The organism is Allobosea sp. AK1 (assembly GCF_006714945.1).
In the GTDB taxonomy this organism is placed as follows: Bacteria; Pseudomonadota; Alphaproteobacteria; order Rhizobiales; family Beijerinckiaceae; genus Allobosea; species Allobosea robiniae.
The window spans coordinates 5,135,648-5,162,590 of the sequence record NZ_VFMG01000001.1; the positions used below are offsets into that span (position 1 = coordinate 5,135,648).

Here is a 26,943-nt window from a genome sequence, read left to right on the forward strand (position 1 = left end):
TAAGACGCGGGGAAAAGGATGAAGGCCGGTAGTGCGGGGCGATCAGCCCCGCGGGGCTTCCAGCAGGATGTCGGTGTAGAGCTCCGACGGATCCGGCTCGGGATCGTGGGTCGCGAACTCGGCGGCATCGTTGACGATCTCGCGCACCTTGGCGTCGATCGCCTTGAGTTCGTCCTCGGCGATCTTGAAGTCGCGGATCAGGCGCGCGCGGACCTGCTCGATCGGATCGTGCTCCTCGCGCATGCGCTGGACCTCGTCCTTGGAGCGGTACTTCGCCGGGTCGGACATCGAGTGTCCGCGGTAGCGATAGGTCTGCATCTCAAGGATATACGGCCCCTTGCCGGAGCGGGCGTGCTCGATGGCGCGCTGGCCGGCCTCGCGGACGGCACGGACATCCATGCCGTCGACCTGCTCACCGGGAATGTTGAAGGAGAGGCCGCGGCGGGAGAAATCGGTCTGGGCCGAGGCACGATTGACCGAGGTGCCCATGGCATAGCGGTTGTTCTCGATCACGAACACGACCGGCAGCTTCCAGAGCTCGGCCATGTTGAAGCTCTCGTAGACCTGGCCCTGGTTGGCCGCGCCGTCGCCGAAATAGGTCATCGAGACCGTGTTGTCGCCGCGATACCAGTCGGCGAAGGCAAGTCCCGTCCCGAGCGATACCTGCCCGCCGACGATGCCATGGCCGCCATAGAAATTCTTCTCGCGGCTGAACATGTGCATCGAGCCGCCCTTGCCGCGCGAATAGCCGCCGCGCCGGCCGGTCAGCTCCGCCATCACGCCGCGCGATTCCATGCCGCAGGCCAGCATATGGCCGTGGTCGCGATAGCCGGTGATGACCTGGTCGCCATCCTTGGAAGCCATCTGCATGCCGATGACGACGGCTTCCTGGCCGATATAGAGGTGGCAGAAGCCGCCGATCAGGCCCATGCCGTACATCTGGCCGGCCTTCTCCTCGAAGCGCCGGATCAGCAGCATCTCGCGATAGGCGTGGAGGTCTTCTTCCTTGGTGAAGGTCGGTGTGTTGCTGAGGCTTCCCCCGACCTTGCCGGCGCTTTCCTTGCCCGCACGGGCCTTTGCCGGCTTTGCAGCGGCTTTGGGTTGAGCGGGAGCTTTCGACTTACGCGCAGCAACAGCCATAGGCGGTCCTCCAAGGTCATCCGACTATTGTTGTAGAGGATCGGAAAAACCTTGGCGAGGACGCTATCTCGCAATGCAACATGATCTAACCCATTGAAAAGCATGGGTTGATACGTTTTAACTGGAATTGAGTTAATCGATACGTCTGCGACTAAGCGGCGGAGGTATTTTGCCTCAGCGGCCCATGATGACGACGTCGTTCTTATGGGTCCGGCCGAGGATCTCGCGGGCGTTCTCTTCCAGGAGATCGCGATCGACGGCCTCGTTGCGCACCAGAGCGAGTCTCTGCTCCCAGGATTTGCGCTCGGCCGTGAGGGTGGCAAGCTCCCCCTCCATGTCGCGCAGCGACTCCCGGATCGCGCCGCGCGCCTCGAGGCCGCGTGCGCCGTGCTGGGCGTGGAACATGAAATAGGCCACGGCCGCCCCCGAGACCAGGTAGAGGGCCAATGTCACGAAGATAGACCGGAGTCCGCGGCGAATAACCATGACTGGAACGCTAGGCCGGCTTGGTTTCCGCCGGGTTAACGCGGGCATCCGGAAGCGGACGAACCCCACCGCAAAATCGTGCGATCTGCACGGAACGAGTTGACCGGGGCCAATCGGCTCCGTATTCACCGCGCCGGTGAGGGCGGGTAGCTCAGTGGTAGAGCACGTGACTTTTAATCATGTGGTCGTGGGTTCGATCCCCACCCCGCTCACCACAGCCGGATAGCTGCTGCTGCCGTGCAGCGCCGCCCCCGCAGATTCACATCTTTCAGCCAAGCCGCCGGGTTACGCCGCCACCCTTGTATGGGCGCGCCGGCCGGCTCGCCGGCCCCGGCAGCAGATAGGCGCCGCCGCCTGCCCCGAGCGCCGGCCAACCCGGATCGGCATAGGCGTTGAGCTCCCAGCAGCGCAGGCGCTCGCGCTCCGCATCGGTGGTGGCATCCGAGCAGGCCGAGACCTGCGAGCGCTGCCAGAATGCGGATGCCGGCCCGCAGATCGCCGCGAGCATCGCCGCCGACAGGGCGGCCGGAATCAGAAACCTACGCATCGCCTGCCCTTCCGGCGCCTTGCATCGAACTCGGGAACGCTCATGATGCCGGCTACGGCCTTGCCGAAGGCTTAAGCGGAAAAGGCATCCGGACATGACCCGCTGCCGATGAGCGGCGGCCATGCGGCTGCAACGAGCGGAACCGGCTTGACCGGCCTGCGTTCGGATCGGCATCGGCAGACGTTCGATCGTCATGGAAGCGTGGCATCGCCCCCGCTTCGCTGCCCAGGAGAACACGCCCGTGAAGCTGCCCATCGTGATCCACACCGAAGAAGACTACGACCGTGCCCAGCAGCGGGTGGAAGAGCTGAACGCGATGCCTGACGGTGCGGAAAAGGAGCGGGAGCTGCACGCCCTCGCGGAGGCCATGCTGGCCTTCGAACTCCGCCGTGACGACGCCGACGACTGACGGCACACATTCCTCAATATCAGGAATCGTTGCTCGCATTGAGTTCCTCCGGGCGCAGACCCTCGTCCGGCGGCGTCGAGCGCTCCGGACTGGCCGCCCAGACGACAAGGATTTCCGCGATCACATCGGCACGCGAGCGGCCTTGCCGGTGAAGCTCGACATGTCGATCGAGCGCCGCGAGCGTGCGCTCGTCGACGGAAAGCGTGGCTCGTCGACGGAAAGCGTGACAGGGAGTGTCGGCATCGGAACACCTCGCGCGGCCGAGGTTGGAACAGCGTCGCGGCTGCGGCGTTTCCAACAATGCGGCATTGGATCACGGCTTCGTCCGGCAAGCAATCGCCCGGCACAATCAAGCAAATGCCGCAGGATCGGTAGGTCGATACACCTGCGTGAATTTCTGCGCGGGCTCATTCGGCCGAGGTCATAAATTCCTTCGCCGCCGATCCGAACAAAATCGCTGCTCGATTGTTCTCATTATGAGCCGCTCTACTGGCGGAAGCATTTTGGAGGAAGATATGATCAGGCATCATCATTTCATGCTGTCGACCGTTGGTGTCGCGATGCTCGCTACAGCCGCCATGGCCCAAACCAGCGCGCCGACGCCGCCGTCCTCAGCGCCCGCCGCGCCGACGGCCGCGCAGACGAGCGCCAGCACCCCGGCCCCGACCAATCTGGCCGGCCAGGGCAAGTGGCGCACGAGCAAACTGATCGGCGTCGACGTGTACGGCCCTGACGACAAGAAGGTGGGTGACGTCACCGAGGTGATCGTCGACAAGACCGGCAAGATCGAGATGGTCACGATCGGCGTCGGCGGCTTCCTCGGTATCGGTTCGAAGGATGTCGCGGTCCCCTTCGACCAGGTGACCTGGAGCGACCAGCCGATGGCCGCGGCAGCCCCTGCTCCCGCTCCGTCCGGCAGCGCCGGCAGCACGGGCGGCGGCATGGCCTCTCCGCCGGCCGCGGCAGCCCCGAAGGCGCCGGCGATGTATCCGGATCACGGCAAGATCACGATGACCAAGGACCAGCTCAAGGCGGCTCCGAGCGTGACTTATTCCGGCACCTGACGGATCAACGGCCTGAATCTGGCCGGTTAGCTCGAAAGGCCCGCCTCGCGAAAGCGGGGCGGGCCTTGTCCTGCCTGCATCAGGCCGCGGCGATATCCTGCAGCAGCGGCGGTATGGCCTCTGGCAGATCGTCCGCAATCAGCCCCATCCCAAGCTTCTCCCCGGCAAGTCCATGGAGCCAGACGGCTGCGCAACCGGCTTCGAAGGCGGGCATGCCCTGCGCCAGCAGGCCGGCGACCAGCCCGGCCAGCACGTCGCCGGACCCCGCTGTCGCCAGCGCAACCGATCCCGTGACATTGATCGCGCCGCGTCCATCAGGCGCCGCGACGACCGTATCGGCTCCCTTGTAGACGATGACAGCTCCGGACAGCGCCGCGGCCTTCCGCGCCCGTTCGAGCTTCGAAGGCTCGGCGGCAATGGCGGGCTCTTCGCCGAACAGGCGCTGGAACTCGCCCTCATGCGGCGTCAGCACAGTGTCGCCGCCGCGACCGCCCAGAAGGCGCACGCCGCCATCGGGGAGTCCTGCAAGCGCGGTCAGGGCATCGGCATCGAGCACCGCCGGCCTGTCATCCGCGATCACGGCTCGCAGCAGATCGTCCGCGCGCCGGTCGAGCCCCAACGCCGGACCGGCCAGGACAGCGGAAACCCGGCGATCCCGAAGGAAGGCCTCCAGTGCTCCGCGATCGGCGACGGCCCGCTGCATCAAGGCGTCCGGCCCGCGCGCCGCATGAACCGGCAAGGCCTCGGGCTCGCAGAGCAGGGTCGCGAGCCCGGCACCGACCCGCAGCGCCGCACGCGCGCTCAGCCTCGGCGCCCCGACACCGGCAACCCCGCCGGCCAGGACAGCGACCGCACCGCGCCGGAACTTGTGTGTATCGGCCTGGTGTTCCGGCCAGGCATGGCGCCAAAGCAGGGGGTCGTTGCGGAATGCCATAACCCCGACCGCTTCGAGCGCAGGCTGAGCCGGAATGCCGATATCGGCGACCGTCACGGGGCCGCAGAGCGACCGCCCCGGCTGCAGCAGATGGCCTGGCTTCAGCCGGAAGAAGGTGATGGTTTCGCTCGCCTTGACGGCAATGCCTTCCACCTGGCCGGTATCCCCCGATATGCCGCTCGGCATGTCGACGGCAATGACGGGGCGTCCCGCGCCGTTGAGACATGCCACCGCTTCGGCAAATGCCCCAGCCAGCGGGCGCGTCAGCCCGGCCCCGAACAGCGCATCGACGAAGACATCGCCCTGCCTATCGGCAAGCGCGTTCAGCGGCTCGACCGGTCCGGCCCAGCGCTCCAGCGCGATCGCGGCATCGCCGACGAAGCGGTCAGCGGCGCCCGGCAGCACGACGCGAACCCTGAGCCCGCGTTCGCGCAGAAGCCGCGCCGCGACGAGGCCGTCGCCGCCATTGTTACCCGGCCCGCAGAACAGCGTGACGGATCCTCCCGCCCCTGCCCGCCTGAGAGCGGCCTCCGCCACCGCACGACCCGCTCGCTCCATGAGCGCGATGCCGGGCGTGCCTGCCGCGATGGCCACGCGATCGGCGGCTGCCATCTGCTGCGTGGTCAGCAAGGCGAGCTCCGCCCTGTCCTTCATGTCGGCGCGTCTGTTGTCCATGCCGCATCTTCAGGCGCCGTCCGGCAGGCCGCAAGCTGCGGCGGAATGCCGCTTATGATCAACCGATATGCACTTGCCCATTTTTTATGCTGTTTATTGCCTTTTCGCCGGGCGCGTTGGCGGGCGCTGCCGCATGGCGGGGCGTCGGCGCCAATGCTATGAGCAGAGGCAAGGCTGCAGGCGTTCAGGGCTGCGGGGTTCGTTCCCGCGCCGGAAGGCTCCGCCAGCTACAGTCCGGCTCGGCCGGATCTCGAGACGCAAGGGAGGCCGGTCGGCGCATGAAGAAGATCGAAGCGATCATCAAGCCCTTCAAGCTGGACGAAGTGAAGGAGGCGCTCCAGGAGGTCGGGCTGCAGGGCATCACGGTCCTGGAAGCCAAGGGCTTCGGCCGCCAGAAGGGCCATACCGAACTCTATCGTGGCGCCGAGTACGTCGTCGACTTCCTGCCGAAGGTGAAGATCGAGATCGTTCTCGCCGACGAGATGCTGGATCGCGCCATCGAGGCGATCACGAAGGCCGCCCAGACCGGCCGGATCGGAGATGGCAAGATTTTTGTATCGAGCATCGAGGGGGTGATCCGCATCCGCACCGGCGAGACCGGCGCGGACGCGATCTGAGGTCGTCTCCCCATCATCGGATAACGAGCCGCAGGCCGGATGGAGCCGGTTGCGGCAGCGTGAATGTGAACATGGCTGGCAAGAGGAATTGCTGAAATGAAAAGCGCCAAGGATGTCCTCAAGGCGATCAAGGACAACGACGTCAAATACGTCGACTTCCGCTTCACCGACCCACGCGGCAAGTGGCAGCACTGGACCTTCGACGTCAGCATCATCGACGAGGACATCTTCGCCGAGGGCACGATGTTCGACGGCTCCTCGATCGCCGGCTGGAAGGCGATCAACGAGTCCGACATGCTGCTGATGCCGGATCCGACCACGGCCGTGATGGATCCGTTCTTCGCGGCTCCGACCATGGTCATCAACTGCGACGTGCTCGAGCCCGCCACCGGCGAACCCTATAGCCGCGATCCGCGCGGTATCGCCAAGAAGGCCGAGGCTTATCTCAAGTCGACCGGCATCGGCGACACCGTCTATGTCGGCCCCGAGGCCGAGTTCTTCATCTTCGACGACGTCAAGATCGCCGCCGACCCGTACAACACGGGCTTCAAGCTCGACGCCGCCGAGCTGCCGACCAACGGCATGACCGATTACGAAGGTGGCAATCTCGGCCACCGCATCGCCACCAAGGGCGGCTACTTCCCGGTCCCGCCGCAGGACATGGCGCAGGACATGCGCGGCGAGATGCTCGCGGCCATGGCCTCGATGGGCGTCGCCGTCGAGAAGCACCACCACGAGGTCGCCTCGGCCCAGCATGAGCTCGGCATGAAGTTCGACACGCTGGTGAAGACCGCCGACCAGCTGCAGACCTACAAGTACTGCATCCACAACGTCGCCCAGAGCTACGGCAAGACCGCGACCTTCATGCCGAAGCCGGTCTATGGCGACAACGGCTCGGGCATGCACGTCCACCAGTCGATCTGGAAGAACGGCAAGCCGCTCTTCGCCGGCAACAAATATGCCGACCTGTCGCAGGAGTGCCTCTGGTACATCGGCGGCATCATCAAGCATGCCAAGGCGCTGAACGCCTTCACCAACCCCTCGACCAACTCCTACAAGCGCCTCGTCCCGGGCTATGAGGCCCCGGTGCTGCTCGCCTATTCGGCGCGCAACCGCTCGGCCTCCTGCCGTATTCCGTGGACGACCTCGCCGAAGGCCAAGCGCGTCGAGGTCCGCTTCCCCGATCCGATGGCGAACCCCTATCTCGCCTTCTCGGCCCTGATGATGGCCGGCCTCGACGGCATCGTGAACAAGATCGATCCCGGCCCGGCGATGGACAAGGACCTTTACGACCTGCCGCCCCGCGAGCTGAAGAAGATCCCGACCGTCTGCGGCTCGCTGCGCGAAGCGCTGGAATCGCTGAAGAAGGACAACGCCTTCCTCAAGGCCGGCGGCGTCTTCACCGACGACTTTATCGAGAGCTATATCGAGCTCAAGATGCAGGATGTGGCGCGTTTCGAGATGACGCCGCACCCGGTCGAGTTCGCGATGTACTACTCGTACTGAGGGATTTTCGGCCGGCTGCGCAGGCACCGGCCGAGACCGCAGGACATGGAAGGCCGGGGTGGCAACGCCTCGGCCTTTTCGTTGGGCGCGGGAGTCGCGAAGCCGGGTAACCTCACCTTCACGCGTGATCGGGCAGGTTCGGCGGAGAATTGCTGGATGGCGGTGCCCAAAACTTGCAGACGATCTCGATCAACGGGCGCTTTCTCGGCCAGCCGCTGACCGGCGTGCAGCGCTTTGCGTTCGAACTGACCAGGGCGCTCGACCGGCGGATCGGCGCAGGCGCGCTTCCCGAAAAGCTCAAGGATGCGCGCTGGCGCCTCCTCGCGCCGGAAGACGTCCCCCGGACCGATGAATTCCGGCATATCGCGCTCGAACGCTTCGGGCCGTTCTCAGGCCACCTCTGGGAGCAGACCGCGCTCGCGCGCCGGGCGGCGGGCGACCTCCTCGTCGGCTTCGGCGGCAGCGGCCCCCTGCTCCACCGCCGGCAGCTCGTCGTCATCCACGACGTCACCATCTTCCGTCACCCGGAAGCCTTCAGCAGGGCGTACCGCGTCACCCACAAGGCCCTCGGCTTCGGGTTGACGCGAACGGCGCGCATCGCGACGGTCTCCCGCTTCTCGCGCGGCGAGCTCGGCACGATCTTTCGTGTCCGCCCGGACAACATTCCGGTGATCTACAACGCCACCGACCATTTCTCCGGGCTGGTTCCGGACGAAACCGTCCTGCCGCGCCTCGGCCTCGAGGGCACGAACTTCTTCTTCATGCTCGGCACCCTGAAGCCCAACAAGAACATCGATTTCGCCATCCGCGCCTTCGATGCTCTCGGCGATCGCGGCTGGAAGCTCGTCATCGCGGGCGCTCTCGACCGGAGCGGCGTGTTCAAGGCCGATGCGCCGGCGAGCGCCGAGAACCTCATCTTCACCGGGCGGCTGACCGATGCCGAGATCGTCGCGCTCGAACGCCGGGCCCGCGGCTTCGTCTTTCCAAGCCTCTACGAGGGTTTCGGCATCCCGCCGCTCGAAGCGATGACGCAGGGCTGCCCGGTCCTGGCTGCGGATATTCCGGCAGTCCGCGAAGCCTGCGGCGAGGCGGCGCTCTATTTCGACCCGCGCGATCGCGCCAGCCTCGAAGACGCAATGCGCCAGATCATGGGCGCCGGCGGCGATACCTCCGGGCTGGTCGGGAAGGGCCATGCCAACCTCGCGCGCTTCTCCTGGGACAAGAGCGCCGAGGCCCTGTTGTCGACCCTGTCGGACATGGCTGCGCCGCGGCGCTGACCACGCCCGTCACGAGATATCCGGTGAAGCACCCGGGCGCCGGAGCAGCGCGGCGACGGTCGCGGCCGTCGGCGGAATGCACAGCAGCATGACGGCCAGCGACACCGGCAGCGATGTCTGCGGCGTGCCGGCATTGGCGATCCCGGCGATGGCGAACGCGGCGAGCGCGCTGCCCAGCGTGAGCCCGGGCCATCGGAACGGCATCGACAGGAACAGCGATGTCCCCACGATCATGGCCACGGCCGCCCCCGCGGCACCGCTGTAAAGCAACCCGGTCAGCGAGCCGCCGGACAAGGCCCAGCCGGCGAGCGAACTCAGGTTGAGCAGGATGGCGTCGGTCACGGCCAGCCCGATGATCGGCCTCAGGCGCTGCGTCAGGTGCGCAGGCGTCGGCAGCAGGTTCTGCACCCAGGCCCGCAGCAGCGCGAGGATCGTCACGGCCGGCGCGGCGAGGAGGAAGGTCTCGCGCAGTTCGGCCTTGACCAGCCAGGTCGCGGCCGGCGCCAGCAGGCACAGGATCACTGCCGCCGTTACCAGCGAGCAGTTCGCAAGCTGTGCGTAGTAGCCGCCGAGGCGCTCCCGGAAGGCCGGCGAACCCGGCTCGCGGTCATAGCTCGCGACCAGTTCGGGATAGCGGATCGCATGGAGCGCCGAGACGACCAGAATGAAGGGCCGCTGCAGCAGGTCGAGCGCTAGCAGCGCGCCGGCCGCGCCCTGACTGCCGACCACCGCCGTGATCAGCGCCTTGAGCCCGAGCGGCGCCAGAAGGCTGGCCACGGAGGCTCCCGCCGAAACGCCGCCATAGGCGAGGTACTTCTTCAGCAGATGCCGCTGCGGCCGATGGAGCCCTCGCGCCAGCGGCCCCCCGGCAAGCCGCGCCAGCACGACATAGGCGAGGCTTCCGGCCAGCATGCCGGCCACCGCGCCTGAAAGCGTCGGGGCGAGCATGGCTCCGCCGACCGTGCCGATCGCCAGGAGTGACGCCCGGGCAGCCTGCAGGATCGAGAACAGCCGAAAATCCTGCCGGAAGCGCAGCATCGTCAGGTGCAGCTCCGAGCCGCCCTGGAACGCCGCAAAAAAGGCTCCACCGACGGCGATGCCCGGCGCAACCGCGCCCGACGCGAGAACGCCTGCTCCCGCGAGCAGGCAAAGAGCAGCGCAAACGGCGAAAGCGTACGCGATGACCGAGCGCTGCGCCGTCTCGTCGGCGCCGGGATAGAACCGGCTGCAGGAGAACCGGATCCACTCGAAGACGGCAATGCTGGCGAACTGGCTGATCGTGACGAAGAGCGAATAATGCGTGAAATCCCGCGCCGGCAGTATGCGCGAGACCAGCAGCAGCAGCACGAGCGCCAGCACGGCCTGATAGACATAGGCTCCAAGAGCGGCGATCTGGCCCACCGGCGCGACGCTCCGCTCAGGCCGCGCGAACCGGTGCGGCACATGGCAGCGCGCCGCTCTCGGCCAATCCGCTATCCGTGACGATGACGCGAAACATCCCATTGCCCTCCGGCCACAGACCTAGGGCATAAAGGTTGATATTTCCGCGCGGCCCGAGGGGCGGCGTTCAGGAGAAGTGCAGAACCGCAAGCCCGGCCGAAGCGGCGATCGCCGCAAGCCACCAGACCCAGCGCGAAGCATGCGGATCGCTCGCCGCCAGGGGCGTGCCGATGACATCTTCATGACCGAAGGATTCGCCGGCGAGGCGTGCAGCACGCTGCAAACCCGCGATACCCGCAACCGGCACTGACTGACGCGAAGCCACGGCCTTCTCCCCCTGTAGACCGATCATAGCGCATTGCGGAAATCCGCATAGGCCTGAACGTGCTGACCATCCTCGGCACGGATGGTTAACGTGGCCTGAACGGCTCGGTTCCGCCCCGCTCTTGCCCAAGCCGGCGACAGGGATGTGACAGGCATGCGATCGCTGGAGACGAGGCGGTTTCGATCCGGGAATGAGGCGTCTATAAGCTGCCCCTGACAGGGCATGACGGACCGCAATGCGCTAGAGTTCGAAGGCGCGAATCAGGAAGCATTTGGTGGCAATGGCGGATAACGGCGATCTTTTCGGTGCGGAGCCGGAGCGGCCCGACGCGGCGAGCCCGAGGCCGGAAGCCCGCTCGCCCGCCGCTGCTCCCAAGGCGCCGCAGCCGCCCGCATCCCCTGCCCGCAACGGCACCCTTTCGGAGACCGGCTACGACGCCTCCGCCATCGAGGTCCTCGAAGGGCTGGAGCCGGTGCGCCGCCGGCCGGGCATGTATATCGGCGGCACCGACGAACGCGCCCTGCATCATCTCTTCGCCGAGGTGATCGACAACGCCATGGACGAGGCGGTGGCCGGCCACGCCACCTTCATCGATGTCGAATTGTTCGAGGACGGCTCGATCGCCGTCACCGACAATGGCCGCGGCATCCCGGTCGACCCCCATCCGAAATTTCCGGGCAAGTCGGCGCTCGAAGTCATCATGACGACGCTGCATGCCGGCGGAAAGTTCGATTCCAAGGCCTATGAGACCTCGGGCGGCCTGCATGGCGTCGGCGTCTCCGTGGTCAATGCGCTGTCGGACCGGCTGGAGGTCGAGGTCGCGCGCGGCAAGACGCTGTATCGCCAGATCTTCTCGCGCGGCCTGGCGCAGGGGCCGCTGGAAACCGTCGGCGCCGTCGCCAACCGGCGTGGCACCCGCGTGCGCTTCCACCCCGACGCGCAGATCTTCGGCGAGGGCGCGGCCTTCTCGCCGGCCCGCCTGTTCAGGATGGCACGCTCCAAGGCCTATCTCTTCGGCGGCGTCGAGATCCGCTGGACCTGCGCAGCGTCGCTGCTGAAGCCCGAGGGCGACGTCGCCGCCGAAGCGGTGTTCCGCTTCCCCGGGGGCTTGCGCGACTATCTCGGCCGCGAGATCGAGGGCAAGGACCTCGTCGCCGAGCCGATCTTCTCGGGCAAGATCACCCGGGAAGGCAGCCACGGCTCGCTCGAATGGGCTGTGGCCTGGCTGGCGACCGGCGAGGACGGCTTCTCCTCCTCCTATTGCAACACGATCCCGACGCCCGAAGGCGGCACGCATGAGCAGGGCCTGCGCATCGCCCTGCTGCGCGGCCTGCGCGACCATGCCGAGCGCATCGGCCAGTCCAAGCGCATGGCGCAGGTCACCTCCGACGACGTGATGGCGACCTGCGCCGCCATGCTCTCGGTCTTCATCCGCGAGCCGGAATTCCAGGGCCAGACCAAGGACAAGCTCGCGACGCAGGAAGCCCACCGCATCGTCGAGAACGCGATCCGCGACGCCTTCGACCATTGGCTCGCCGCCGCGCCCCAGCAGGCGCTGCGCCTGCTCGACTGGTCGGTCGACCGGGCCGAGGAGCGCCTGCGCCGGCGCCTCGAAAAGGAAGTCTCGCGCAAGACCGCAACGCGAAAGCTGCGCCTGCCCGGCAAGCTCGCCGATTGCTCGAATGCGGGCGCGGCCGGCTCCGAGCTCTTCATCGTCGAGGGCGACTCGGCCGGCGGCTCGGCCAAGCAGGCGCGCAATCGCTCGAACCAGGCGATCCTGCCCCTGCGCGGCAAGATCCTCAACGTCGCCAATGCCACGCGCGAGAAGCTCAATGCCAATCAGCAGCTCGCCGACCTGATCCTGGCGCTCGGCTGCGGCATCGGCACCCAGTTCCGCGAGGATGACCTGCGCTACGAGAAGGTCATCGTCATGACCGACGCCGATGTCGACGGCGCCCATATCGCTTCGCTGCTCGTCACCTTCTTCTGGCGCCAGATGCCGCGCCTGATCGAGAAGGGCCATCTCTATCTCGCCGTGCCGCCGCTCTACCGCCTCCAGCACGGCGGCAAGAGCGTCTATGCCCGCAACGACGCCCATAAGGACGAACTGATCGAGACCGTCTTCAAGGGCAAGAAGCCGGAGATCTCGCGCTTCAAGGGCCTCGGCGAGATGATGCCGGCCCAGCTCAAGGAGACCACGATGGACCCGAGCAAGCGCATCCTGCTCAAGGTCATGGTCGATCACGAGGCCAAGGAGGAGACCTCCGACACAGTCGAGCGCCTGATGGGCAACAAGCCGGAAGCGCGCTTCGTCTTCATCCAGGAACGCGCCGCCTTTGCCGGCGAACTGATCGACCTGTGAGCCCCAGCCCTGCATCCTTGCAGGGCTGGGGCTCACGCCCGGCGGGCTGCCCGAGCAGACATTTCCCGGCAGGGTTCGCGCATGTCGAACCCTCCCCACACTCCGGACCGCCATGATCGCCGACACCATACCTCCTGGGACTGGCCACTGAGCGCATGGGCGAGCCTGCTTCCCCTCCATCTCGACGCGACGGCGATCTGGCATCCCCGGCCGGACAGGTATCCTGGGACGACATCCGGATCTTCAACGCCATCGCCGTCGGCGGGTCGATGGCCGTGGCAGCGGCGCGCCTAGGCCTGAGCGAGGCAACGGTCGCGCGCCGGCTGAAGGCCTTCGAGACCGGGCTCGGATTGCAGCTCTTCACCCGCGAAGCCAACCGGCTCGTACCGACCGCGATCGGCATTGAGCTCGCAACCGAGGCGGCTCTCGTGGAAGCCGCCGCCAGGCGCTTCGCGATCCGCGCGGACACGGCTCGCCCGCAAGCCGACGCGCCTGTCCGCATCACCGCCACCACCTCGATCAGCCTGCTCCTGACCATGAACGCGACGGCGATCTCACAAGCCGCGGGCGGGGTCGAGATCGTCATCATCAGCACGCGCAACCGGCTCGACCTGAGCCGCGGCGAAGCCGATATCGCGCTCCGCATGACCAGGGTTCCGGGTGAGCCCGGCCATTACGCCCAGAAGGTCGGGCGGCTGATGCAGGCGCTCTATGTTCGCCGCGACATCGATCCCGCGACCGCGCCGATCATCTCGGTCAATCGCGAAACCTCCTCGCGGATCGACGACCACATCATGGCCTATGCCGCTGGCCGCCCGATCGCGGCGCGCGTCGGCGATTCGGCTGCGCGCTACGAAAGCGTCCGCTCGTCCGGGGCGCTGTCGATGGCGCCCTGCTTCATGGGCGATGCCGATCCGACCTTGCGCCGCCTCCAGCCGCCGCCCGAGCAGACCGGTGACGACATCTTCCTGGTTTCGCACGAGGTCTCGCGCCGCAGGCCGGGCGTCGCCGCGGTGCTGAGCGCCCTGCGCAAGCTGTTCAAGGAACAGCAGGCCCGCCTGATCGGCAGAACCAGCGAGAATGCAGGCGATCGCTAAATTCGTCCGCAATCCGGCAAGACTTGGCTAACCATCCTTTTACTGCTGAGGGCGCATGCTGCCGCAAAGCTCGTGATGTCACGGGCCGTGGAGAGTGCGCCATGCGCCTGATCGAACTGTTCTGGAAGAACAATCGCGGCACCATCGCCGCCGATATCGCCAAGGCCGGCGCGGCCATCGCCTTCCTGTCGGTCATCGCCGCGAATTTCCTGTCGAGCCAGACCGCTTCGCTCGACAAGGACCGCCTGGCCCAGGTCAGCCTCGCCGCCTCCAAGCGCGACCCGATGACCACGGGCTCGATCGCCCGGGCGGCGGGCGACACGAAGCTCGACCCCTGCGCCCTGCCCCGCTGATCAGGATCATCCTTGTCATTCCGGCTTCGCGCCTGCGGTGCGCCCCGCAATGACAAGTATCAGCCGAGCCAGCGCAACAGTTCCGCCGTCACAACCTCGGGCACTTCCAGCGTCGACAGGTGACCGCAGCCGGGCACGATCGCCAGCCGTCCGCGAGCACCGACGAGGCCGGCCATTTCCTGCGCTTCGGCAACGGGCGTGATCTCATCCTCCTGGCCCACCAGCACCAGCACCGGAATCGATAGACCTGCCAGCATCGGCCGCGAGTCCGGCCGCTTCATGATCGCCTTTTGCTGGCGCACGAAACCTTCGGCTCCGACGTCGTCGGCCATCCCGCGCACCAGCAGGCGCAGCGGCTCATCGGTCAGGCGCGCCGGCGCGACCAGTTTCTGCCAGAGCAGTGTCGTGACGTTGTCGAAAGCCCCCTTCTCCGCCAACCCGATCATCTGCTCACGCGGCAGGTTGGTCTCGGGCGTCGCCGGCTTGGCGCTGGTGTCGAGCAAGGCCAGCCGCGTCACGCGCTCCGGCGCCTGCCTGAGCACTTCGAACGCGACATAGCCGCCCATCGACAGGCCGCAGAGCGCGAAACGCGGCGGAGCGGCCGCGAGCAAGCGCTTGACGATGGCGGAAAGCGTGTCATCGCGGGCGTGATCGGCGACCAGGATGGGGCGTCCATCGGCAAGCGCAGGCCATTGCGGAGCATAGAGCGCGGCGTTGCAACTCAGGCCGGGAACGAGAACAAGCGGCTCCTTCATGAGGTTAAAGCAGTCCTTTCAAGGCTAGATGATTGACTTTGCCGCGTTTTCTTTGCATTCCACACGGGTCCGAAGGCGCGCAGGAACTGTCGTCGCGCCAACGCGGTGGTTGAGCAGGTCATCCCGCCGTGTTTCACCGACCCAGAAGAAGCACCATACGCGATGTCATTTGCCGAACTCGGCTTGAGTGAAAAGGTTCTGACGGCCGTCACCGCCGCAGGCTATAGCACGCCGACCCCCATCCAGGCCCAGGCCATTCCGCATGTTCTCGCCCGCAAGGACGTTCTGGGCATTGCCCAGACCGGCACCGGCAAGACCGCGGCCTTCACCTTGCCGATGCTGACCATCCTGGAAACCGGCCGTGCCCGGGCCCGGATGCCGCGCACCCTGATCCTGGAGCCGACGCGCGAGCTCGCGGCGCAGGTCGAGGAGAACTTCACCCGCTACGGCGTCAACCAGAAGCTCTCGGTCGCGCTCCTGATCGGCGGCGTTTCCTTCGGCGACCAGGATGCCAAGATCACCCGCGGCGTCGATGTGCTGATCGCGACGCCCGGCCGCCTGCTCGACCATGTCGAGCGCGGCAAGCTGCTGCTGACCGGCGTCGAGCTTCTCGTCATCGACGAGGCCGACCGCATGCTCGACATGGGCTTCATCCCGGACATCGAGCGGGTCTGCAAGCTGGTTCCCTTCACGCGGCAGACGCTGTTCTTCACCGCGACCATGCCGCCGGAGATCACCCGCATCTCCGAGCAGTTCCTGCACAACCCGGTCCGCGTCGAGGTCTCCCGCCCCGCCACGGCGGCCGCGACGATCACCCAGCGCCTGATCGCATCCAATGCGCAGGATTTCGAGAAGCGCGAGACGCTGCGCAAGCTGATCAAAGGCGCGACCGACCTGCAGAACGCGATCGTCTTCTGCAACCGCAAGCGCGATGTCGCGACGCTGCACAAGTCGCTGCAGCGCCATGGCTTTCCGGCGGTCGCCCTCCATGGCGACATGGATCAGTACGCCCGCATGGCGGCGCTCGAATCCTTCCGCACCGGCGAGAATCCGATCCTCGTCGCCTCGGACGTCGCGGCGCGCGGCCTCGATATTCCCGCCGTCAGCCATGTCTTCAACTTCGACGTCCCGACCCATGCCGAGGACTATGTCCACCGCATCGGCCGCACCGGTCGTGCCGGCCGCGAAGGCGCTTCCTTCACCATCGTCACCCGCCATGACGACAAGCTCGTCGCGGCGATCGAGAAGCTAACCGGCCAGACCATCGCCTTCGAAGGCCCCGGCCTCGACGCCCTGCCCCCGGGCGAACCGCGCGACGAACGTCGCAGCGGCCGCCGGGACGACAAGCGCTCCTCCTCGCGCGGCGGCCGTGGCCGTCCCGAACGCGGGGCACGCGCCGATTCCAGCGCCGCGCGGCCGGATGCCGATGAGACCGTGGCCGATACGCAGCGCAAGCCGCGCCGCGTGCCGATCCGGCCGGATTCCGAGACGGCAGCGCCCCCGCCTGCCGCCCGCAATCAGGATGCCCCCCGCCGCGGGCGCGGCTCGCATGGCCGCGACGACGATGACGGTCCGCAGGTGAAGGGCCTGGGTGATCATGTCCCGGCCTTCCTGCTGCGCCCGGCGCGTGTCGGATAACGTTACGGCATCAACCGGTTTTTAACGATGTCGACCTAGATTGCCCTTCGCTGCGACGGGCTGACTTTCGCAGCGGACGGGCGCATGCCGCCGTAGATACGGACAGGATGTCCCGCTTCGATTGTCTTGATCGAAGCTGACGTGGCCGAAGGCCGCGACCCGGCTTCATACCGGAATGGCGATGGCATGGACGACCTGGTTTCGGTTCCCGCCCGCACTGATGATCTCGCCGAGCGCGTCGTCGCGGCGATGCGGCAGCACGGCTCGCCGAGCTACCCCCGCGCCTTCGAGGTCTGGTACGCCCATCTGAGCGGCGAAATGCCGGCCGTCAGCATCGCGATGAGCGCCATCGTCACCGGCAGCGACGGCCAGGTCACCGCGGCCGATATCGACAGCCTCTACGAACGCTTCATCTCGACCGAGCGCTTCTCGCGCCAGGCCGAGCGCACCAGCCTTCAGGTTCTCGGCGAGATCGAGGCGATGATGGGGCTGGTCGACAAGGCGCTCGGCTCCAGCGAGCTCTATCACGGCCGCCTCTGCGCCATGTCCGAGGATGTGCCGCCGGCGACGGATCGGCACAAGCTGCGCGAATGGGTCGAGGCGCTGGTGATGTCGACCCGCGAGGAAGTCTCGCGCAAGGCGCAGCTCGAAGCGGAACTGCGCAACAGCTCGAACGAGATCCGCAACCTGCGCGAAGCGCTGGAATCGACCCGCGCCGAGGCCCTGACCGATCCCCTGACCGGTCTCGCCAATCGCCGCCATTTCGAGGAGATGCTGCAGAAGTCGATCGATCAGGCAACGCTGCGCCGCGAGCCCTTCGCGCTGGTCATGGCCGATATCGACTTCTTCAAGCGCTTCAACGACGCCCATGGCCATCTCACGGGCGACCAGGTGCTGCGCCTCGTCGCGCGCACGATGAAGGACAAGTTCAAGGACAAGGCGATCATCACCCGCTTCGGCGGCGAGGAATTCGCCATCATCCTGCCCGAGGCCGACCTGATCGCCGGCAAGTTCGGCGCCGAGACCGTACGTCAGGCGCTGCTGACCCGCGAATTGATCAAGCGCTCGACCAACGAGAATCTCGGCCGCATCACCATCTCGCTCGGCGTCTCCAGCTATCGCCGCGGCGATACCGCCGGCTCGCTGGTCGACCGGGCCGACCAGTCGCTGATGCAGGCCAAGCGCGACGGCCGCAACCGCACCGTCACCGAGGATGCCCTAGAGACCGCCAGCCGCGTGGCCTGAACAAGCCGGATTCCAGCGGGCTTGAACTCAGGACGCCGCCAGCGCGCTCTCGCTGCGCGGCTTGATCTCGACCGATTCGCCACAGCCGCAGGCCGAAACCTGATTGGGGTTGTTGAAGACGAAGGTCGACGAGAACCGGTCGGTCTTGAAATCGAGTTCGGTGCCGAGCAGGAACAGCACGGCCTTGGCATCGACGATGACCGTCGCGTCCTTTTCGGTCACGATCTCGTCGCCCTTACTGGTCACACGGGCGATCTCGAAGGTGTACTCCATGCCGGCGCAGCCGCCCTTCTTGACGCCGACCCTGAGGCCGAGCGCCGGCGCGTCGCCGCCCGCAGACTGCGCCATGATCTCGCGGATACGGGTGGCCGCGGCGTCGGTCAGCGAAATGACCTTCAGGCCCGGTATCGAAAACATCGTGGTCCCTCCTCGACCGGGTTCAAGGCCCGGTGAAGCAAGATTGTTCCCAGTAACATAGGGATCGGCAGGGCTTTCGTCGAGATGCCGCCAGCGCGCCATGCGCTTCGTATCCGCCCCCTGCCCGCCCCACGCATTGCGGAACCGCCCCGCTCATGCACTCTGGCGCTCAAGACCCCCGAGGCCCCAAGACCTCTTCCGACAAGACCTCTTCCAAACGGCAGGAAACCCATGGCGCACCGTCTGCACCGCCCCGAATCGCTGCACGCCCTCGTCCGCGACATGGTCGTGAAGGCCGGCTGGACCGAAGCGGAGGCGCAGGAGACGGCCGATCATCTCGTCCTCGCCAATCTCAGCGGCCATGACAGCCACGGCGTCGGGATGCTACCGCTCTATTTCCAGTCGCTGGCCGACGACAATCTCAGCCCGGCTTCACAGCCGCAGACACGCGTCGACGCCGCGCCCTTCCTGATCATCGACGGCAAGATCGCGCTCGGCCAGCCCAACGCGCGCAACGCCGTCGACCGGGCGATCGGCATGGCGCAGACCGGCGGCGTCGCCATCGTCAACCTGCTCGATTCCCATCATATCGGTCGCATCGGCCATTATGCCGAGGTCGCTGCCGCCGCCGGCTTGATCTCGTTCTTCTGGGTCAATGTCGCCGGCCGCCCGCCGATCGTCGCGCCCTATGCGGCGAAGGAAGCCCGCTTCGGCACCAATCCCCATGCCATCGGCATCCCCGTCCCCGGCGGCGAGCCCCTGATCCTCGACTTCGCCACCAGCCGCATGGCCCATGGCAAGGCGCGCGTCGCCCTCAACAAGGGTGAGCAGGTGCCGCCCGGCTACATCATCGACGGCGAGGGCCGCCCGACCACCGATCCCGCCCATGTCTTCGCCAGTCCCGATCATCCGCTCGGCGCGCTCCTGCCCTTCGGCGACCACAAGGGTGCCGGCCTCTCGCTGATCGCGGAACTGCTCTCGGCGGGCTTGATGGGCGCAGCCCGCATCGACCAGAAGCCGCAGAAGACCTGGGTGATCAACTCGCTCTTCGGCGTCATCATCGATCCGGCGCGGCTGGAGCCGGACGCGGAGCTGCGCCGCAGCCGCACCGAGAGCTATCTCGCCTTCGTGCGCGCGGCGAAGCCGCAGGACCCGGCCAACCCGGTGCTGGCGCCCGGCGACAAGGAGCGCAAGGTCAGGATCGAACGGCAGGCGGCCGGCATCCCGCTCGATGATGAGACCTGGTCGCAGATCGTGGCCGCGGCTGCGAAGCACGGTATCGACGCCGAGAGCTACTGAGCCAGGAGTTACCAACGCAATGTCGCCTGCGGCCTATAACGCCTTCTGCGCGAGCCTCCCCGCCACGAGCCATGTCGTGCAATGGGGCGGCGGCGATGTCTGGAAGGTCGGCGGCAAGGTCTTCGCCCTCGGCCGGCAGCAGGAGGACGGCGAGATGGCCGTCTCCTTCAAATGCTCGCCGATGGCCTTCGACATCCTGGGCGAGCAGCCGGGCCTCAGGCCCGCGCCCTATCTCGCCTCGCGCGGCATGAAATGGATCCAGTGGCTTACCGGCGAGAGCATGCCGGACGATGCCCTGCGGGACTATCTCGCCGAGAGCCACCGCCTCATCGCCGCCGGGCTGACGAAGCGGGCGCGGGCCGAACTGGGGCTATAGCAGCGCCTCCCCGCGGAACATCGGCACGCAGCCACCGCCGACCCGCGAGCGGAAGCCGTCCGCAGCGCGACGCGACGTGACGTTCAGGCGGCTCGGCCGCCCCATCTCGACGCCCTGCGTGATGCTGTAGGCCGCCTCGCCCCCGCCATCGAGCGACAGGAGCAACGCGCCGAGCGTGGCGCTGGCGCTGCCGGTCGCGGGGTCTTCCCAGGTGCCGGCCAGCGGCGCGAACATCCGCGCCCGGACCGCGTTGCCGTCGCGGGCATAGAGGAACAGCGACAGCCGCCCCTGCAATTCGGCATGCTGGCCCTCAAGCGTGCGGAAGGCGGCGAGATCAGGTGCGGCACCGGCCAGCGCGGCGGGCGCGACCTCTGCCAGCACGAATTTCACCCCAAGCGAAGCCTGGACCGGCTTATGACCGCTGGTGACGATGTCGGAGAGCGAGAGACCCGCGCAGGCGGCGATCCGGTCCGCCGGCAGTTCGACACCGAGCGACAGAGCCTGCGGCGCGGCGATGACGGCGCCCGATACGGCCCCGGCCGCATCGCGCTCGACGGCAATCTCGACCAGCCCGGCCATCTGCTCGAAGCGCAGGACGCCGTTGCGGTCGCGGCCATGACGCGCCAGCACGCAGGCGGTGCCGACATTGGGGTGGCCGGCGAAGGGCATCTCGGCGGTGCGATGGAAGATGCGCACCCGCGCGTCATTGGCAGGATCATCCGGCGGCAGGACGAAGGTCGTCTCGCTATAGTTCATCTCCGCCGCGAGCGCCTGCATCTGGGCATCGGAGAGCCCGCGTGCATCGGTGAAGACGGCGAGCGGATTGCCGCCGAAGGCGCGATCGGTGAAGACGTCGACGGTTTCGTAGGGAAAGCTGGGCATGGCGGGCTCCGGTGGCGACAATCCTGCGCTCCGTCTTGATGCCATCCTTCTCCGGCCGGGAATAATGAAGGTCGATCATGCGATCGATCACGCGCGCGCGACCGCCGCCGTCACAGCAGGAAATGCAGGCCGAAGCCGATAATGACGAAGCCGGTCGCAACGATCTGCGCGATGAAGAGCGGCTTCAGCCGGAACGCCTGCGCGGCCTGAAATTCGGCGCGTTCCGAGCGCGACATCCGCTCGCGGGCCTTGAACTGTTCGGCCAATGCCGAGGGATCGCTGCTCGCCCCGTCGCGCTCGAGGTCCATCCGCACGGTGATGAAGCCGATGACGAGACCGAGCACACCCAGGCCGAAGAAGCCGACGAGCCGCAGCGAGGCGTAGAACACGCCGATCAGCAGGGCGGCCAGGAAGGGAAAGACCAGATAATCCCACTTCGTCTCGCGCATAAGGCATCATGCGCGAGAGCAGCGGACGGGTCCAGCCTCACCACATGTCGAGCGCGACCCGGGCCTCGTCGGACATGCGCGACTGGTCCCAGGGCGGATCGAAGGTCATGTTGACCGTCACGCCGGCGACGCCCGGCACCGTGCTGACGGCATTCTCGACCCAGCCCGGCATCTCGCCGGCAACCGGACAGCCCGGCGCGGTCAGCGTCATGTCGATCGTGATCTGCCGGTCGTCGGCGATATCGACGCGGTAGATCAGGCCCAGTTCGTAGATGTCCGAGGGAATCTCGGGATCGTAGACCGTCTTCAGGGCGGCGATAATATCATCCGTCAGCCGGTCGATCTCCTCCGGCGGCAACGCGGTGCCCTTGCCCATGGCGGGGGCGTTCGGCTTGATCTCTTCAGCGACGCTGTCGGTCATCTCTTCAAAATCCCGGTCAGGCGAACAGGCTCTCGGCCTTCCGCAGGGCATCGACCAGCTTGTCCACTTCTTCGAGCGTGTTGTAGAGCCCGAAGGAGGCGCGGCAGGTCGATGTCACTCCATATCGTGCCAAAAGCGGCATGGCGCAATGGGTGCCGGCCCTGACTGCGACACCGGCACGGTCGATCACGGTCGCGACATCATGGGCATGGGCGCCCTTCATCTCGAAGGCGACGATCGCGCCCTTCTCCCGCGCCTTGCCGAAGATGCGGATCGAGTTCATCTCGCCGAGCCGCTCCATCGCGTAGGCGCCGAGCTTGGCCTCATGCGCTGCGATATTCTCGCGGCCGAGCGCCATCATGTAGTCGAGCGCGGCGCCCAACCCCACCGCCTCGACGATCGCCGGGGTGCCGGATTCGAAGCGGTGCGGCGGGTCGTTATAAGTCACGGCGTCTTCACTGACGGTGACGATCATCTCGCCGCCCCCCTCGTAGGGCGGCAGCTTGTCGAGCCATTCCTTCTTGCCCCAGAGAATGCCGGAGCCGGTCGGCCCATAGGTCTTGTGGCCGGTGAAGGCGTAGAAATCGCAGCCCAGCGCCTGCACGTCGACCGGCAGATGCACCGCGCCCTGGCTGCCGTCGACCACCAGCGGAATGCCGTATGAGCGGCAGATCGCAGCAACCTCGGCGATCGGGATGATCGTGCCGATCGCGTTCGACATCTGCGTCAGCGACACGACCTTGGTGCGTGGCGAGATCAGCTTCTCGAACTCTTCGATGAGGAAATTGCCGTCCTCGTCGATCGGCGCCCATTTGATCACGGCGCCATGGCGCTCGCGCCAGTAGTGCCAGGGCACGATGTTGGAATGGTGCTCCAGGATCGAGAGAATGATCTCGTCGCCTTCCTGGATCTTCAGGTATCGGCCAAGCGACGAGGCCACCGTGTTGAGCGCGCCGGTGGAGGAGCGCGTGAACACGATCTCCTCCAGATGCGCCGCGTTCAGGAAGCGGCGCGCACTTTCGCGAGCCGCCTCATAGGCTTCCGTCGACGCGTTGGCGAGATAGTGGAGGCCGCGATGGACATTGGCATAGTCCTCCCGCATCAGCCGCGTCATCGCCTCGATCACCGCTTCCGGCTTCTGGGCCGAGGCGGCGTTGTCGAGATAGACCAGCGGCTTGCCATAGACTTCCCGGCTGAGGATCGCGAAATCCTTGCGGATCGCCTGGACGTCGTAGGGCTTCGCCAGCGCGTTCATGGCTCAGGCCTTTCCGGGCGAGGCCGGGGCCTTGTCGGCGACCAGCACGCCGCCATGGCCCCAATCCTCGCGCTCGATCTCCTGGATCACGATATGGGTGTTCTGCGGGTCCTTGCCGAGCACCCGCACCAGCGTTTCGGTGAAGGTCTTGACGATCTCGGCCTTCTGCGCGCGGGTCGCGCCCTTGGTGATCTGGACGTTGATATAGGGCATCAGACGGTACTCACCTCGGAAGCGGCCTCGCGGGCCTTGAGCCACGTTTCGACCTCGGTCATCACGAGATCGCGCACATCCTCATCAGTGATGAACTCGACCGCCTCGCCGGCGAAGGCCTGCAGCACCAGCGCCTCGGCTTGCGGCCGCGGCAGGCCGCGCGCCATCAGGTAGAAGAGCTGGTCGCCGTCGATCTGCGCGACCGTCGCGCCATGGCCGCAGACCACGTCGTCGGCGAAGATCTCCAGCTCGGGCTTGTTGTACATCGAGGCGCCATCGTTGAGCAGCAATGCGTTGCTCTTCATGCTGCCATCGGTCTTCTGCGCGTGCTGGCGCACGATGACCTTGCCCTGGAAGACGCCGGTGGCCTCACCGCTGGCGATCGTCTTGAACAATTCGCGGCTGGTGCCGTGCGGCACCTCGTGGTCGACGATCAGCGTCACGTCCGAATGCTCGGAGCCACGCAGCAGGTTGACGCCGCGCAGGCCGATCTCGGTGTGCTCGCCGGCATAGCGGACGAAATGCTGCTGGCGCACCGTGCCGGCATTGCAGATCAGCGCGAAGGAATCGAACTTCGCGTGAGCGCCCACCGTCGCGAGCAGGCTCTGCACCTCGACCGTCGCCGCCTGCTGGCGGGTGACGATGCGGACATGCTGGATCTCGCTCTCGTCACCGGTCTCGAAGACGATCGCGCCGTTGATCTGCTGCGCAGAGGAACCCGCCGCTTCGCTGACCTCGACGATCGTGCCCTTGGCACCCTTGCCTGCGAGCACGACCGAACGATGGAACACCGCACGCTCTTCCTCGCCGGAAGCGAGCGCGACGATCACGATCCGCTGCTCCAACTCGGTGCCCTCGGCGATCTCGACGAAGACACCGTCGCGCATCAACGCTGTGTTCAGCGCAAGGCCCGTATCGTCGTTGCCGACCGAGGGGCCGGCGAGGATACGGGTCAGGTCCTCGCGCGGCGACACCAGCGCCTCGGCGAGCGACTGCACCGAGACGCCCTCGGGGATCGCGTCGAGCGTGGAGAGTTCGGGCGCAAAGATGCCGTCGACCAGCACGAGGCGCAGGCCGTCGAGCTTCAGCTCCGCAAGGCGAGCCTTGACCGCCGCCGTGACGGCGGCGCCGCCGGCAAGCGGGCGCGCCTCGCGCAGCAGCGTGCGCAGGTCGGTATAGCGCCAGGATTCGAGCCGGCGATGCGGCAGGCCTTTGGCCTCAAAGCCGGCGAAGGCATCCTCGCGCAGCTTGCGCACGGCCGGGCCGCCCGGCAGCTCGGCCTTGCTGTCCGCGTATTGCTGGACGAGCTGCTGTTCGGCAGCCGTCTTCAGCGGGGTGACGATGGCCATTACGCCGCCTCCCCATAGGCCGCGTAGCCCGACTTCTCGAGCTCGAGCGCCAGCTCCTTGCCGCCGGTCTTCACGATCCTGCCCTTCGACATGACGTGGACGGTGTCCGGCACGATATGGTCCAGCAGGCGCTGATAGTGGGTGATGACGAGGAAGCCGCGGTTCTTGTCGCGGAGCGCATTGACGCCCTCGGCGACGATCCGCAGCGCGTCGATATCGAGGCCGGAATCGGTCTCGTCGAGGATGCACATGGACGGCGAAAGCAGCGCCATCTGAAGGATTTCCATGCGCTTCTTCTCACCGCCGGAGAAGCCGACATTGAGCGGGCGGCGCAGCATGTCCTTGGCGATGCCGAGCTTGTCGGCGGCGGCGTTGACCTGCTTGATGAAGTCCGGGGTCAAAAGCTCGTCCTGCCCGCGCGCCTTGCGCTGAGCGTTCATGGCCGCCTTCAGGAAGGTCATGGTGGCGACGCCAGGGATCTCCAGCGGGTACTGGAAGGCGAGGAAGATGCCGGCGGCGGCGCGGGCATCGGCCTCCATCTCCAGCACGTTCTCGCCGTTCAGCAGGATCTCGCCGTCGAGGACCTCATAGTCCTCCTTGCCGGCGATGACATAGCTCAGCGTCGACTTGCCGGAGCCGTTCGGCCCCATGATGGCGGCGACCTCGCCGTCGTTCACGGTGAGGTTCAGTCCGTTGAGGATCTGCTTGTCCTCGTCGGCGATCTTGACGACCAGATTGCGAATTTCGAGCATCGTTTCGTTCCTGTGTCATCCCGTGCGCGGTGCTGCGCGAGGCTGTGCGCCGCTGATGCGGGATCGTTTTGTCCAGTGATGGTCCTGACGACGGTCCCGCATCTGCGCGGCAGCACTTTCGTGCCGCAGCGCACGGGATGACCGCCCTTATCCAACCGAGCCTTCGAGCGAGATCGTGATCAGCTTCTGCGCCTCGACGGCGAATTCCATTGGGAGCTGCTGCAGCACCTCCTTGACGAAGCCGTTGACGATCAGCGCCACCGCCTCCTCCTCGGAGAGGCCGCGCTGCTGGCAGTAGAACATCTGGTCCTCGCCGATCTTCGACGTGGTCGCCTCGTGCTCGAAGATCGCCGTCGCGGTCTTGGCTTCGATATAGGGAATGGTGTGCGCGCCGCACTGGTCGCCGATCAGCAGCGAGTCGCAGTTGGTGAAGTTGCGCGCGCCGGTCGCCTTGCGATGGGCCGAGACGATGCCGCGATAGGTCGAGTCCGACTTGCCGGCGGCGATGCCCTTGGCGATGATCTTGGAGGTCGTGTTCTTGCCGAGATGCAGCATCTTGGTGCCGCTATCGACCTGCTGCATGCCGTTCGACACCGCGATCGAGTAGAACTCGCCGCGCGAGCCGTCGCCGCGCAGGATGCAGGACGGATATTTCCAGGTGATCGCCGAGCCGGTCTCGACCTGCGTCCACGAGATCTTCGAGTTCTTGCCGCGACAATCGCCGCGCTTGGTCACGAAGTTGTAGATGCCGCCCTTGCCCTCGGCATCGCCGGGGAACCAGTTCTGCACGGTCGAGTACTTGATCTCGGCATCATCGAGCGCGATCAGCTCGACCACCGCGGCGTGGAGCTGGTTCTCGTCGCGCTTGGGCGCCGTGCAGCCTTCGAGATAGCTGACATAGGCGCCCTCGTCGGCGATGATCAGCGTGCGCTCGAACTGGCCGGTATTCTGCTCGTTGATGCGGAAATAGGTCGACAGCTCCATCGGGCAGCGAACGCCCTTGGGAATGTAGACGAAGGAGCCGTCGGTGAAGACCGCGCTGTTCAGCGTCGCAAAATAGTTGTCCGTCACCGGAACGACCGTCGCCAGATACTTCTTCACCAGCTCGGGATGCTCCTGGATCGCCTCGGAGATCGAGCAGAAGATCACGCCGGCCTGCGCCAGCTCCTTCTTGAAGGTCGTGACCACCGAGACGGAGTCGAACACCGCATCGACCGCAACGCGGTTCTCCGGCGCGACGCCGGCCAGGATTTCCTGCTCGCGCAGCGGGATGCCGAGCTTCTTGTAGGTCTCCAGGATCGCCGGATCGACCTCGTCGAGCGATTGCGGCGAGGCGCCCTTCTTCGGCGCGGCGTAGTAGTAGAGGTCCTGGTAGTCGATCGGCGGATAGTTGACGCGCGACCAGGTCGGCTCGGTCATGGTCTTCCAGCGACGGAAGGCGTCGAGCCGCCATTCCAGCATCCATTCCGGCTCGTTCTTGCGCGCCGAGATGTAGCGGACCGTGTCCTCGGTGAGGCCCTTGGCCGGCTTGTCGACCTCCAGCTCCGTGACGAAGCCGTATTTGTACTCGGTCACGTCGATCGACTTGACCTGATCGATGGTCTCCTGGACCGCTGCCATTTCTCAGTCTCCAGTGCGGGTTCAAGGCCCGCCGGTTTGG

29 protein-coding genes and 1 tRNA gene are annotated in these 26,943 nt (G+C 66.5%); 13 read left to right on the plus strand and 17 right to left on the minus strand.

What is annotated here, in order from left to right:
- Positions 1-42: 42 nt before the first annotated feature.
- On the minus strand, positions 43-1,140 hold the full coding sequence (gene pdhA / locus FHT98_RS24505) for a pyruvate dehydrogenase (acetyl-transferring) E1 component subunit alpha (protein WP_061967814.1): 1,098 nt from the start codon (positions 1,138-1,140) through the stop codon (positions 43-45).
- Positions 1,141-1,314: 174 nt separating this feature from the next.
- Positions 1,315-1,557, minus strand: coding sequence for an FtsB family cell division protein (locus FHT98_RS24510; protein ID WP_248309304.1), 243 nt, complete (start codon positions 1,555-1,557; stop codon positions 1,315-1,317).
- A 209-nt stretch (positions 1,558-1,766) separates the two neighbouring features.
- On the opposite strand from FHT98_RS24510, the gene FHT98_RS24515 reads away from it, so the two are divergent.
- Positions 1,767-1,841, plus strand: a tRNA-Lys gene (locus tag FHT98_RS24515).
- Positions 1,842-1,894: 53 nt separating this feature from the next.
- Here FHT98_RS24515 and FHT98_RS24520 read toward each other — a convergent pair.
- Positions 1,895-2,173, minus strand: coding sequence for a hypothetical protein (locus FHT98_RS24520; RefSeq protein WP_142115594.1), 279 nt, complete (start codon positions 2,171-2,173; stop codon positions 1,895-1,897).
- A gap of 241 nt (positions 2,174-2,414) precedes the next feature.
- Between FHT98_RS24520 and FHT98_RS26310 the strand changes: the two genes are divergently transcribed.
- Positions 2,415-2,582 (plus strand): hypothetical protein, encoded by a 168-nt coding sequence (locus FHT98_RS26310; RefSeq protein ID WP_156407096.1) that lies wholly within the window; start codon positions 2,415-2,417, stop codon positions 2,580-2,582.
- 120 nt (positions 2,583-2,702) lie between these two features.
- On the opposite strand, the gene FHT98_RS26690 is transcribed toward FHT98_RS26310, so the two are convergent.
- Positions 2,703-2,825 carry a hypothetical protein gene (locus FHT98_RS26690; protein ID WP_282568660.1) on the minus strand — a complete coding sequence of 41 codons (123 nt, stop codon included), beginning with the start codon at positions 2,823-2,825 and terminating at the stop codon, positions 2,703-2,705.
- A 23-nt stretch (positions 2,826-2,848) separates the two neighbouring features.
- Here FHT98_RS26690 and FHT98_RS24525 point away from each other — a divergent pair, with 23 nt between their 5' ends.
- Positions 2,849-3,646: a PRC-barrel domain-containing protein gene (locus FHT98_RS24525; RefSeq protein WP_142115595.1), complete on the plus strand. Its 798-nt coding sequence runs from the start codon at positions 2,849-2,851 to the stop codon at positions 3,644-3,646.
- 79 nt (positions 3,647-3,725) lie between these two features.
- Here the strand turns inward: FHT98_RS24525 and FHT98_RS24530 are convergent, their stop codons facing one another.
- On the minus strand, positions 3,726-5,255 hold the full coding sequence (locus tag FHT98_RS24530) for an NAD(P)H-hydrate dehydratase (protein ID WP_248309305.1): 1,530 nt from the start codon (positions 5,253-5,255) through the stop codon (positions 3,726-3,728).
- Between the two features lie 278 nt (positions 5,256-5,533).
- Here FHT98_RS24530 and FHT98_RS24535 point away from each other — a divergent pair, with 278 nt between their 5' ends.
- The 3 genes from FHT98_RS24535 (at position 5,534) to FHT98_RS24545 (ending at position 8,655) form a co-directional block, all read left to right on the plus strand.
- Complete coding sequence (locus tag FHT98_RS24535; RefSeq protein WP_061967805.1) at positions 5,534-5,872, plus strand: P-II family nitrogen regulator; 339 nt, start codon at positions 5,534-5,536, stop codon at positions 5,870-5,872.
- Positions 5,873-5,968: 96 nt separating this feature from the next.
- On the plus strand, positions 5,969-7,378 hold the full coding sequence (glnA, locus tag FHT98_RS24540; protein WP_061967803.1) for a type I glutamate--ammonia ligase: 1,410 nt from the start codon (positions 5,969-5,971) through the stop codon (positions 7,376-7,378).
- Positions 7,379-7,551: 173 nt separating this feature from the next.
- On the plus strand, positions 7,552-8,655 hold the full coding sequence (locus tag FHT98_RS24545) for a glycosyltransferase family 4 protein (protein ID WP_142115596.1): 1,104 nt from the start codon (positions 7,552-7,554) through the stop codon (positions 8,653-8,655).
- Positions 8,656-8,664: 9 nt separating this feature from the next.
- Here the strand turns inward: FHT98_RS24545 and FHT98_RS24550 are convergent, their stop codons facing one another.
- Positions 8,665-10,056, minus strand: a complete 1,392-nt coding sequence (locus FHT98_RS24550; protein ID WP_113586421.1) for a hypothetical protein — start codon at positions 10,054-10,056, stop codon at positions 8,665-8,667.
- A 166-nt stretch (positions 10,057-10,222) separates the two neighbouring features.
- The gene (locus FHT98_RS24555; RefSeq protein ID WP_139163581.1) at positions 10,223-10,420 is read right to left on the minus strand and encodes a hypothetical protein; all 198 of its coding nucleotides are present in this window, start codon (positions 10,418-10,420) and stop codon (positions 10,223-10,225) included.
- Positions 10,421-10,700: 280 nt separating this feature from the next.
- On the opposite strand from FHT98_RS24555, the gene parE reads away from it, so the two are divergent.
- From parE to FHT98_RS24570, 3 genes are all read left to right on the plus strand, one after another.
- A complete protein-coding gene (parE, locus tag FHT98_RS24560; protein WP_091859509.1) occupies positions 10,701-12,782 on the plus strand; it encodes a DNA topoisomerase IV subunit B in 2,082 nt (693 codons plus the stop codon).
- A 155-nt stretch (positions 12,783-12,937) separates the two neighbouring features.
- On the plus strand, positions 12,938-13,879 hold the full coding sequence (locus FHT98_RS24565) for a LysR family transcriptional regulator (protein ID WP_142115597.1): 942 nt from the start codon (positions 12,938-12,940) through the stop codon (positions 13,877-13,879).
- Between the two features lie 101 nt (positions 13,880-13,980).
- The gene (locus tag FHT98_RS24570) at positions 13,981-14,232 is read left to right on the plus strand and encodes a hypothetical protein (protein WP_061967792.1); all 252 of its coding nucleotides are present in this window, start codon (positions 13,981-13,983) and stop codon (positions 14,230-14,232) included.
- A 59-nt stretch (positions 14,233-14,291) separates the two neighbouring features.
- Here the strand turns inward: FHT98_RS24570 and FHT98_RS24575 are convergent, their stop codons facing one another.
- Positions 14,292-14,987 carry an alpha/beta fold hydrolase gene (locus tag FHT98_RS24575; RefSeq protein WP_091859514.1) on the minus strand — a complete coding sequence of 232 codons (696 nt, stop codon included), beginning with the start codon at positions 14,985-14,987 and terminating at the stop codon, positions 14,292-14,294.
- A 162-nt stretch (positions 14,988-15,149) separates the two neighbouring features.
- Between FHT98_RS24575 and FHT98_RS24580 the strand changes: the two genes are divergently transcribed.
- Together FHT98_RS24580 and FHT98_RS24585 are read left to right on the plus strand one after the other, a co-directional pair.
- Positions 15,150-16,625: a DEAD/DEAH box helicase gene (locus tag FHT98_RS24580; protein WP_142115598.1), complete on the plus strand. Its 1,476-nt coding sequence runs from the start codon at positions 15,150-15,152 to the stop codon at positions 16,623-16,625.
- 186 nt (positions 16,626-16,811) lie between these two features.
- Positions 16,812-17,870, plus strand: a complete 1,059-nt coding sequence (locus tag FHT98_RS24585; RefSeq protein ID WP_142115599.1) for a GGDEF domain-containing protein — start codon at positions 16,812-16,814, stop codon at positions 17,868-17,870.
- A 27-nt stretch (positions 17,871-17,897) separates the two neighbouring features.
- On the opposite strand, the gene FHT98_RS24590 is transcribed toward FHT98_RS24585, so the two are convergent.
- The gene (locus FHT98_RS24590) at positions 17,898-18,287 is read right to left on the minus strand and encodes a HesB/IscA family protein (RefSeq protein WP_142115600.1); all 390 of its coding nucleotides are present in this window, start codon (positions 18,285-18,287) and stop codon (positions 17,898-17,900) included.
- A 231-nt stretch (positions 18,288-18,518) separates the two neighbouring features.
- Between FHT98_RS24590 and FHT98_RS24595 the strand changes: the two genes are divergently transcribed.
- Both FHT98_RS24595 and FHT98_RS24600 read left to right on the plus strand, forming a co-directional pair.
- Positions 18,519-19,586, plus strand: a complete 1,068-nt coding sequence (locus tag FHT98_RS24595; RefSeq protein WP_185745258.1) for a malate/lactate/ureidoglycolate dehydrogenase — start codon at positions 18,519-18,521, stop codon at positions 19,584-19,586.
- Between the two features lie 19 nt (positions 19,587-19,605).
- Positions 19,606-19,962, plus strand: a complete 357-nt coding sequence (locus tag FHT98_RS24600; RefSeq protein ID WP_142115602.1) for an MmcQ/YjbR family DNA-binding protein — start codon at positions 19,606-19,608, stop codon at positions 19,960-19,962.
- On the opposite strand, the gene FHT98_RS24605 is transcribed toward FHT98_RS24600, so the two are convergent.
- The 8 genes from FHT98_RS24605 to sufB all read right to left on the minus strand — a co-directional run bounded on the left by FHT98_RS24605 (position 19,957) and on the right by sufB (position 26,903).
- Positions 19,957-20,844, minus strand: a complete 888-nt coding sequence (locus FHT98_RS24605) for a PhzF family phenazine biosynthesis protein (RefSeq protein ID WP_142115603.1) — start codon at positions 20,842-20,844, stop codon at positions 19,957-19,959. The genes FHT98_RS24600 and FHT98_RS24605 overlap by 6 nt on opposite strands.
- 110 nt (positions 20,845-20,954) lie before the next feature.
- Positions 20,955-21,293 carry a hypothetical protein gene (locus tag FHT98_RS24610; protein WP_061967778.1) on the minus strand — a complete coding sequence of 113 codons (339 nt, stop codon included), beginning with the start codon at positions 21,291-21,293 and terminating at the stop codon, positions 20,955-20,957.
- Positions 21,294-21,330: 37 nt separating this feature from the next.
- A complete protein-coding gene (locus tag FHT98_RS24615) occupies positions 21,331-21,714 on the minus strand; it encodes an SUF system Fe-S cluster assembly protein (protein ID WP_142115604.1) in 384 nt (127 codons plus the stop codon).
- Positions 21,715-21,730: 16 nt separating this feature from the next.
- Complete coding sequence (locus FHT98_RS24620; protein ID WP_113586914.1) at positions 21,731-22,969, minus strand: cysteine desulfurase; 1,239 nt, start codon at positions 22,967-22,969, stop codon at positions 21,731-21,733.
- 3 nt (positions 22,970-22,972) lie between these two features.
- A complete protein-coding gene (locus FHT98_RS24625) occupies positions 22,973-23,182 on the minus strand; it encodes a tautomerase family protein (protein ID WP_061967772.1) in 210 nt (69 codons plus the stop codon).
- Positions 23,182-24,531, minus strand: coding sequence for a Fe-S cluster assembly protein SufD (gene sufD / locus FHT98_RS24630; RefSeq protein ID WP_113586913.1), 1,350 nt, complete (start codon positions 24,529-24,531; stop codon positions 23,182-23,184). The genes FHT98_RS24625 and sufD overlap by 1 nt, the downstream gene beginning before the upstream one ends.
- On the minus strand, positions 24,531-25,283 hold the full coding sequence (gene sufC, locus FHT98_RS24635) for a Fe-S cluster assembly ATPase SufC (RefSeq protein WP_061967769.1): 753 nt from the start codon (positions 25,281-25,283) through the stop codon (positions 24,531-24,533). The genes sufD and sufC overlap by 1 nt, the downstream gene beginning before the upstream one ends.
- 147 nt (positions 25,284-25,430) lie before the next feature.
- Positions 25,431-26,903: a Fe-S cluster assembly protein SufB gene (sufB, locus tag FHT98_RS24640; protein ID WP_061967767.1), complete on the minus strand. Its 1,473-nt coding sequence runs from the start codon at positions 26,901-26,903 to the stop codon at positions 25,431-25,433.
- Positions 26,904-26,943 lie beyond the last annotated feature (40 nt).

Excerpts from the sequence above, each read along its gene's own strand:
- FHT98_RS24570 (WP_061967792.1), top strand. The coding sequence starts at position 13,981 with ATGCGCCTGATCGAACTGTTCTGGAAGAACAATCGCGGCACCATCGCC.
- FHT98_RS24530 (WP_248309305.1), bottom strand. The coding sequence starts at position 5,255 with ATGGACAACAGACGCGCCGACATGAAGGACAGGGCGGAGCTCGCCTTG.
- FHT98_RS24595 (WP_185745258.1), top strand. The coding sequence starts at position 18,519 with ATGGCGCACCGTCTGCACCGCCCCGAATCGCTGCACGCCCTCGTCCGC.
- FHT98_RS26690 (WP_282568660.1), bottom strand. The coding sequence starts at position 2,825 with ATGCCGACACTCCCTGTCACGCTTTCCGTCGACGAGCCACGCTTTCCG.
- FHT98_RS24605 (WP_142115603.1), bottom strand. The coding sequence starts at position 20,844 with ATGCCCAGCTTTCCCTACGAAACCGTCGACGTCTTCACCGATCGCGCC.
- FHT98_RS24535 (WP_061967805.1), top strand. The coding sequence starts at position 5,534 with ATGAAGAAGATCGAAGCGATCATCAAGCCCTTCAAGCTGGACGAAGTG.
- FHT98_RS24580 (WP_142115598.1), top strand. The coding sequence starts at position 15,150 with ATGTCATTTGCCGAACTCGGCTTGAGTGAAAAGGTTCTGACGGCCGTC.
- FHT98_RS24565 (WP_142115597.1), top strand. The coding sequence starts at position 12,938 with ATGGGCGAGCCTGCTTCCCCTCCATCTCGACGCGACGGCGATCTGGCA.
- FHT98_RS24615 (WP_142115604.1), bottom strand. The coding sequence starts at position 21,714 with ATGACCGACAGCGTCGCTGAAGAGATCAAGCCGAACGCCCCCGCCATG.
- FHT98_RS24625 (WP_061967772.1), bottom strand. The coding sequence starts at position 23,182 with ATGCCCTATATCAACGTCCAGATCACCAAGGGCGCGACCCGCGCGCAG.
- FHT98_RS24600 (WP_142115602.1), top strand. The coding sequence starts at position 19,606 with ATGTCGCCTGCGGCCTATAACGCCTTCTGCGCGAGCCTCCCCGCCACG.
- FHT98_RS24575 (WP_091859514.1), bottom strand. The coding sequence starts at position 14,987 with ATGAAGGAGCCGCTTGTTCTCGTTCCCGGCCTGAGTTGCAACGCCGCG.
- FHT98_RS24620 (WP_113586914.1), bottom strand. The coding sequence starts at position 22,969 with ATGAACGCGCTGGCGAAGCCCTACGACGTCCAGGCGATCCGCAAGGAT.
- pdhA (WP_061967814.1), bottom strand. The coding sequence starts at position 1,140 with ATGGCTGTTGCTGCGCGTAAGTCGAAAGCTCCCGCTCAACCCAAAGCC.
- FHT98_RS24610 (WP_061967778.1), bottom strand. The coding sequence starts at position 21,293 with ATGCGCGAGACGAAGTGGGATTATCTGGTCTTTCCCTTCCTGGCCGCC.
- sufB (WP_061967767.1), bottom strand. The coding sequence starts at position 26,903 with ATGGCAGCGGTCCAGGAGACCATCGATCAGGTCAAGTCGATCGACGTG.
- FHT98_RS24590 (WP_142115600.1), bottom strand. The coding sequence starts at position 18,287 with ATGTTTTCGATACCGGGCCTGAAGGTCATTTCGCTGACCGACGCCGCG.
- FHT98_RS24585 (WP_142115599.1), top strand. The coding sequence starts at position 16,812 with ATGGACGACCTGGTTTCGGTTCCCGCCCGCACTGATGATCTCGCCGAG.
- sufC (WP_061967769.1), bottom strand. The coding sequence starts at position 25,283 with ATGCTCGAAATTCGCAATCTGGTCGTCAAGATCGCCGACGAGGACAAG.
- FHT98_RS24520 (WP_142115594.1), bottom strand. The coding sequence starts at position 2,173 with ATGCGTAGGTTTCTGATTCCGGCCGCCCTGTCGGCGGCGATGCTCGCG.
- sufD (WP_113586913.1), bottom strand. The coding sequence starts at position 24,531 with ATGGCCATCGTCACCCCGCTGAAGACGGCTGCCGAACAGCAGCTCGTC.
- glnA (WP_061967803.1), top strand. The coding sequence starts at position 5,969 with ATGAAAAGCGCCAAGGATGTCCTCAAGGCGATCAAGGACAACGACGTC.
- parE (WP_091859509.1), top strand. The coding sequence starts at position 10,701 with ATGGCGGATAACGGCGATCTTTTCGGTGCGGAGCCGGAGCGGCCCGAC.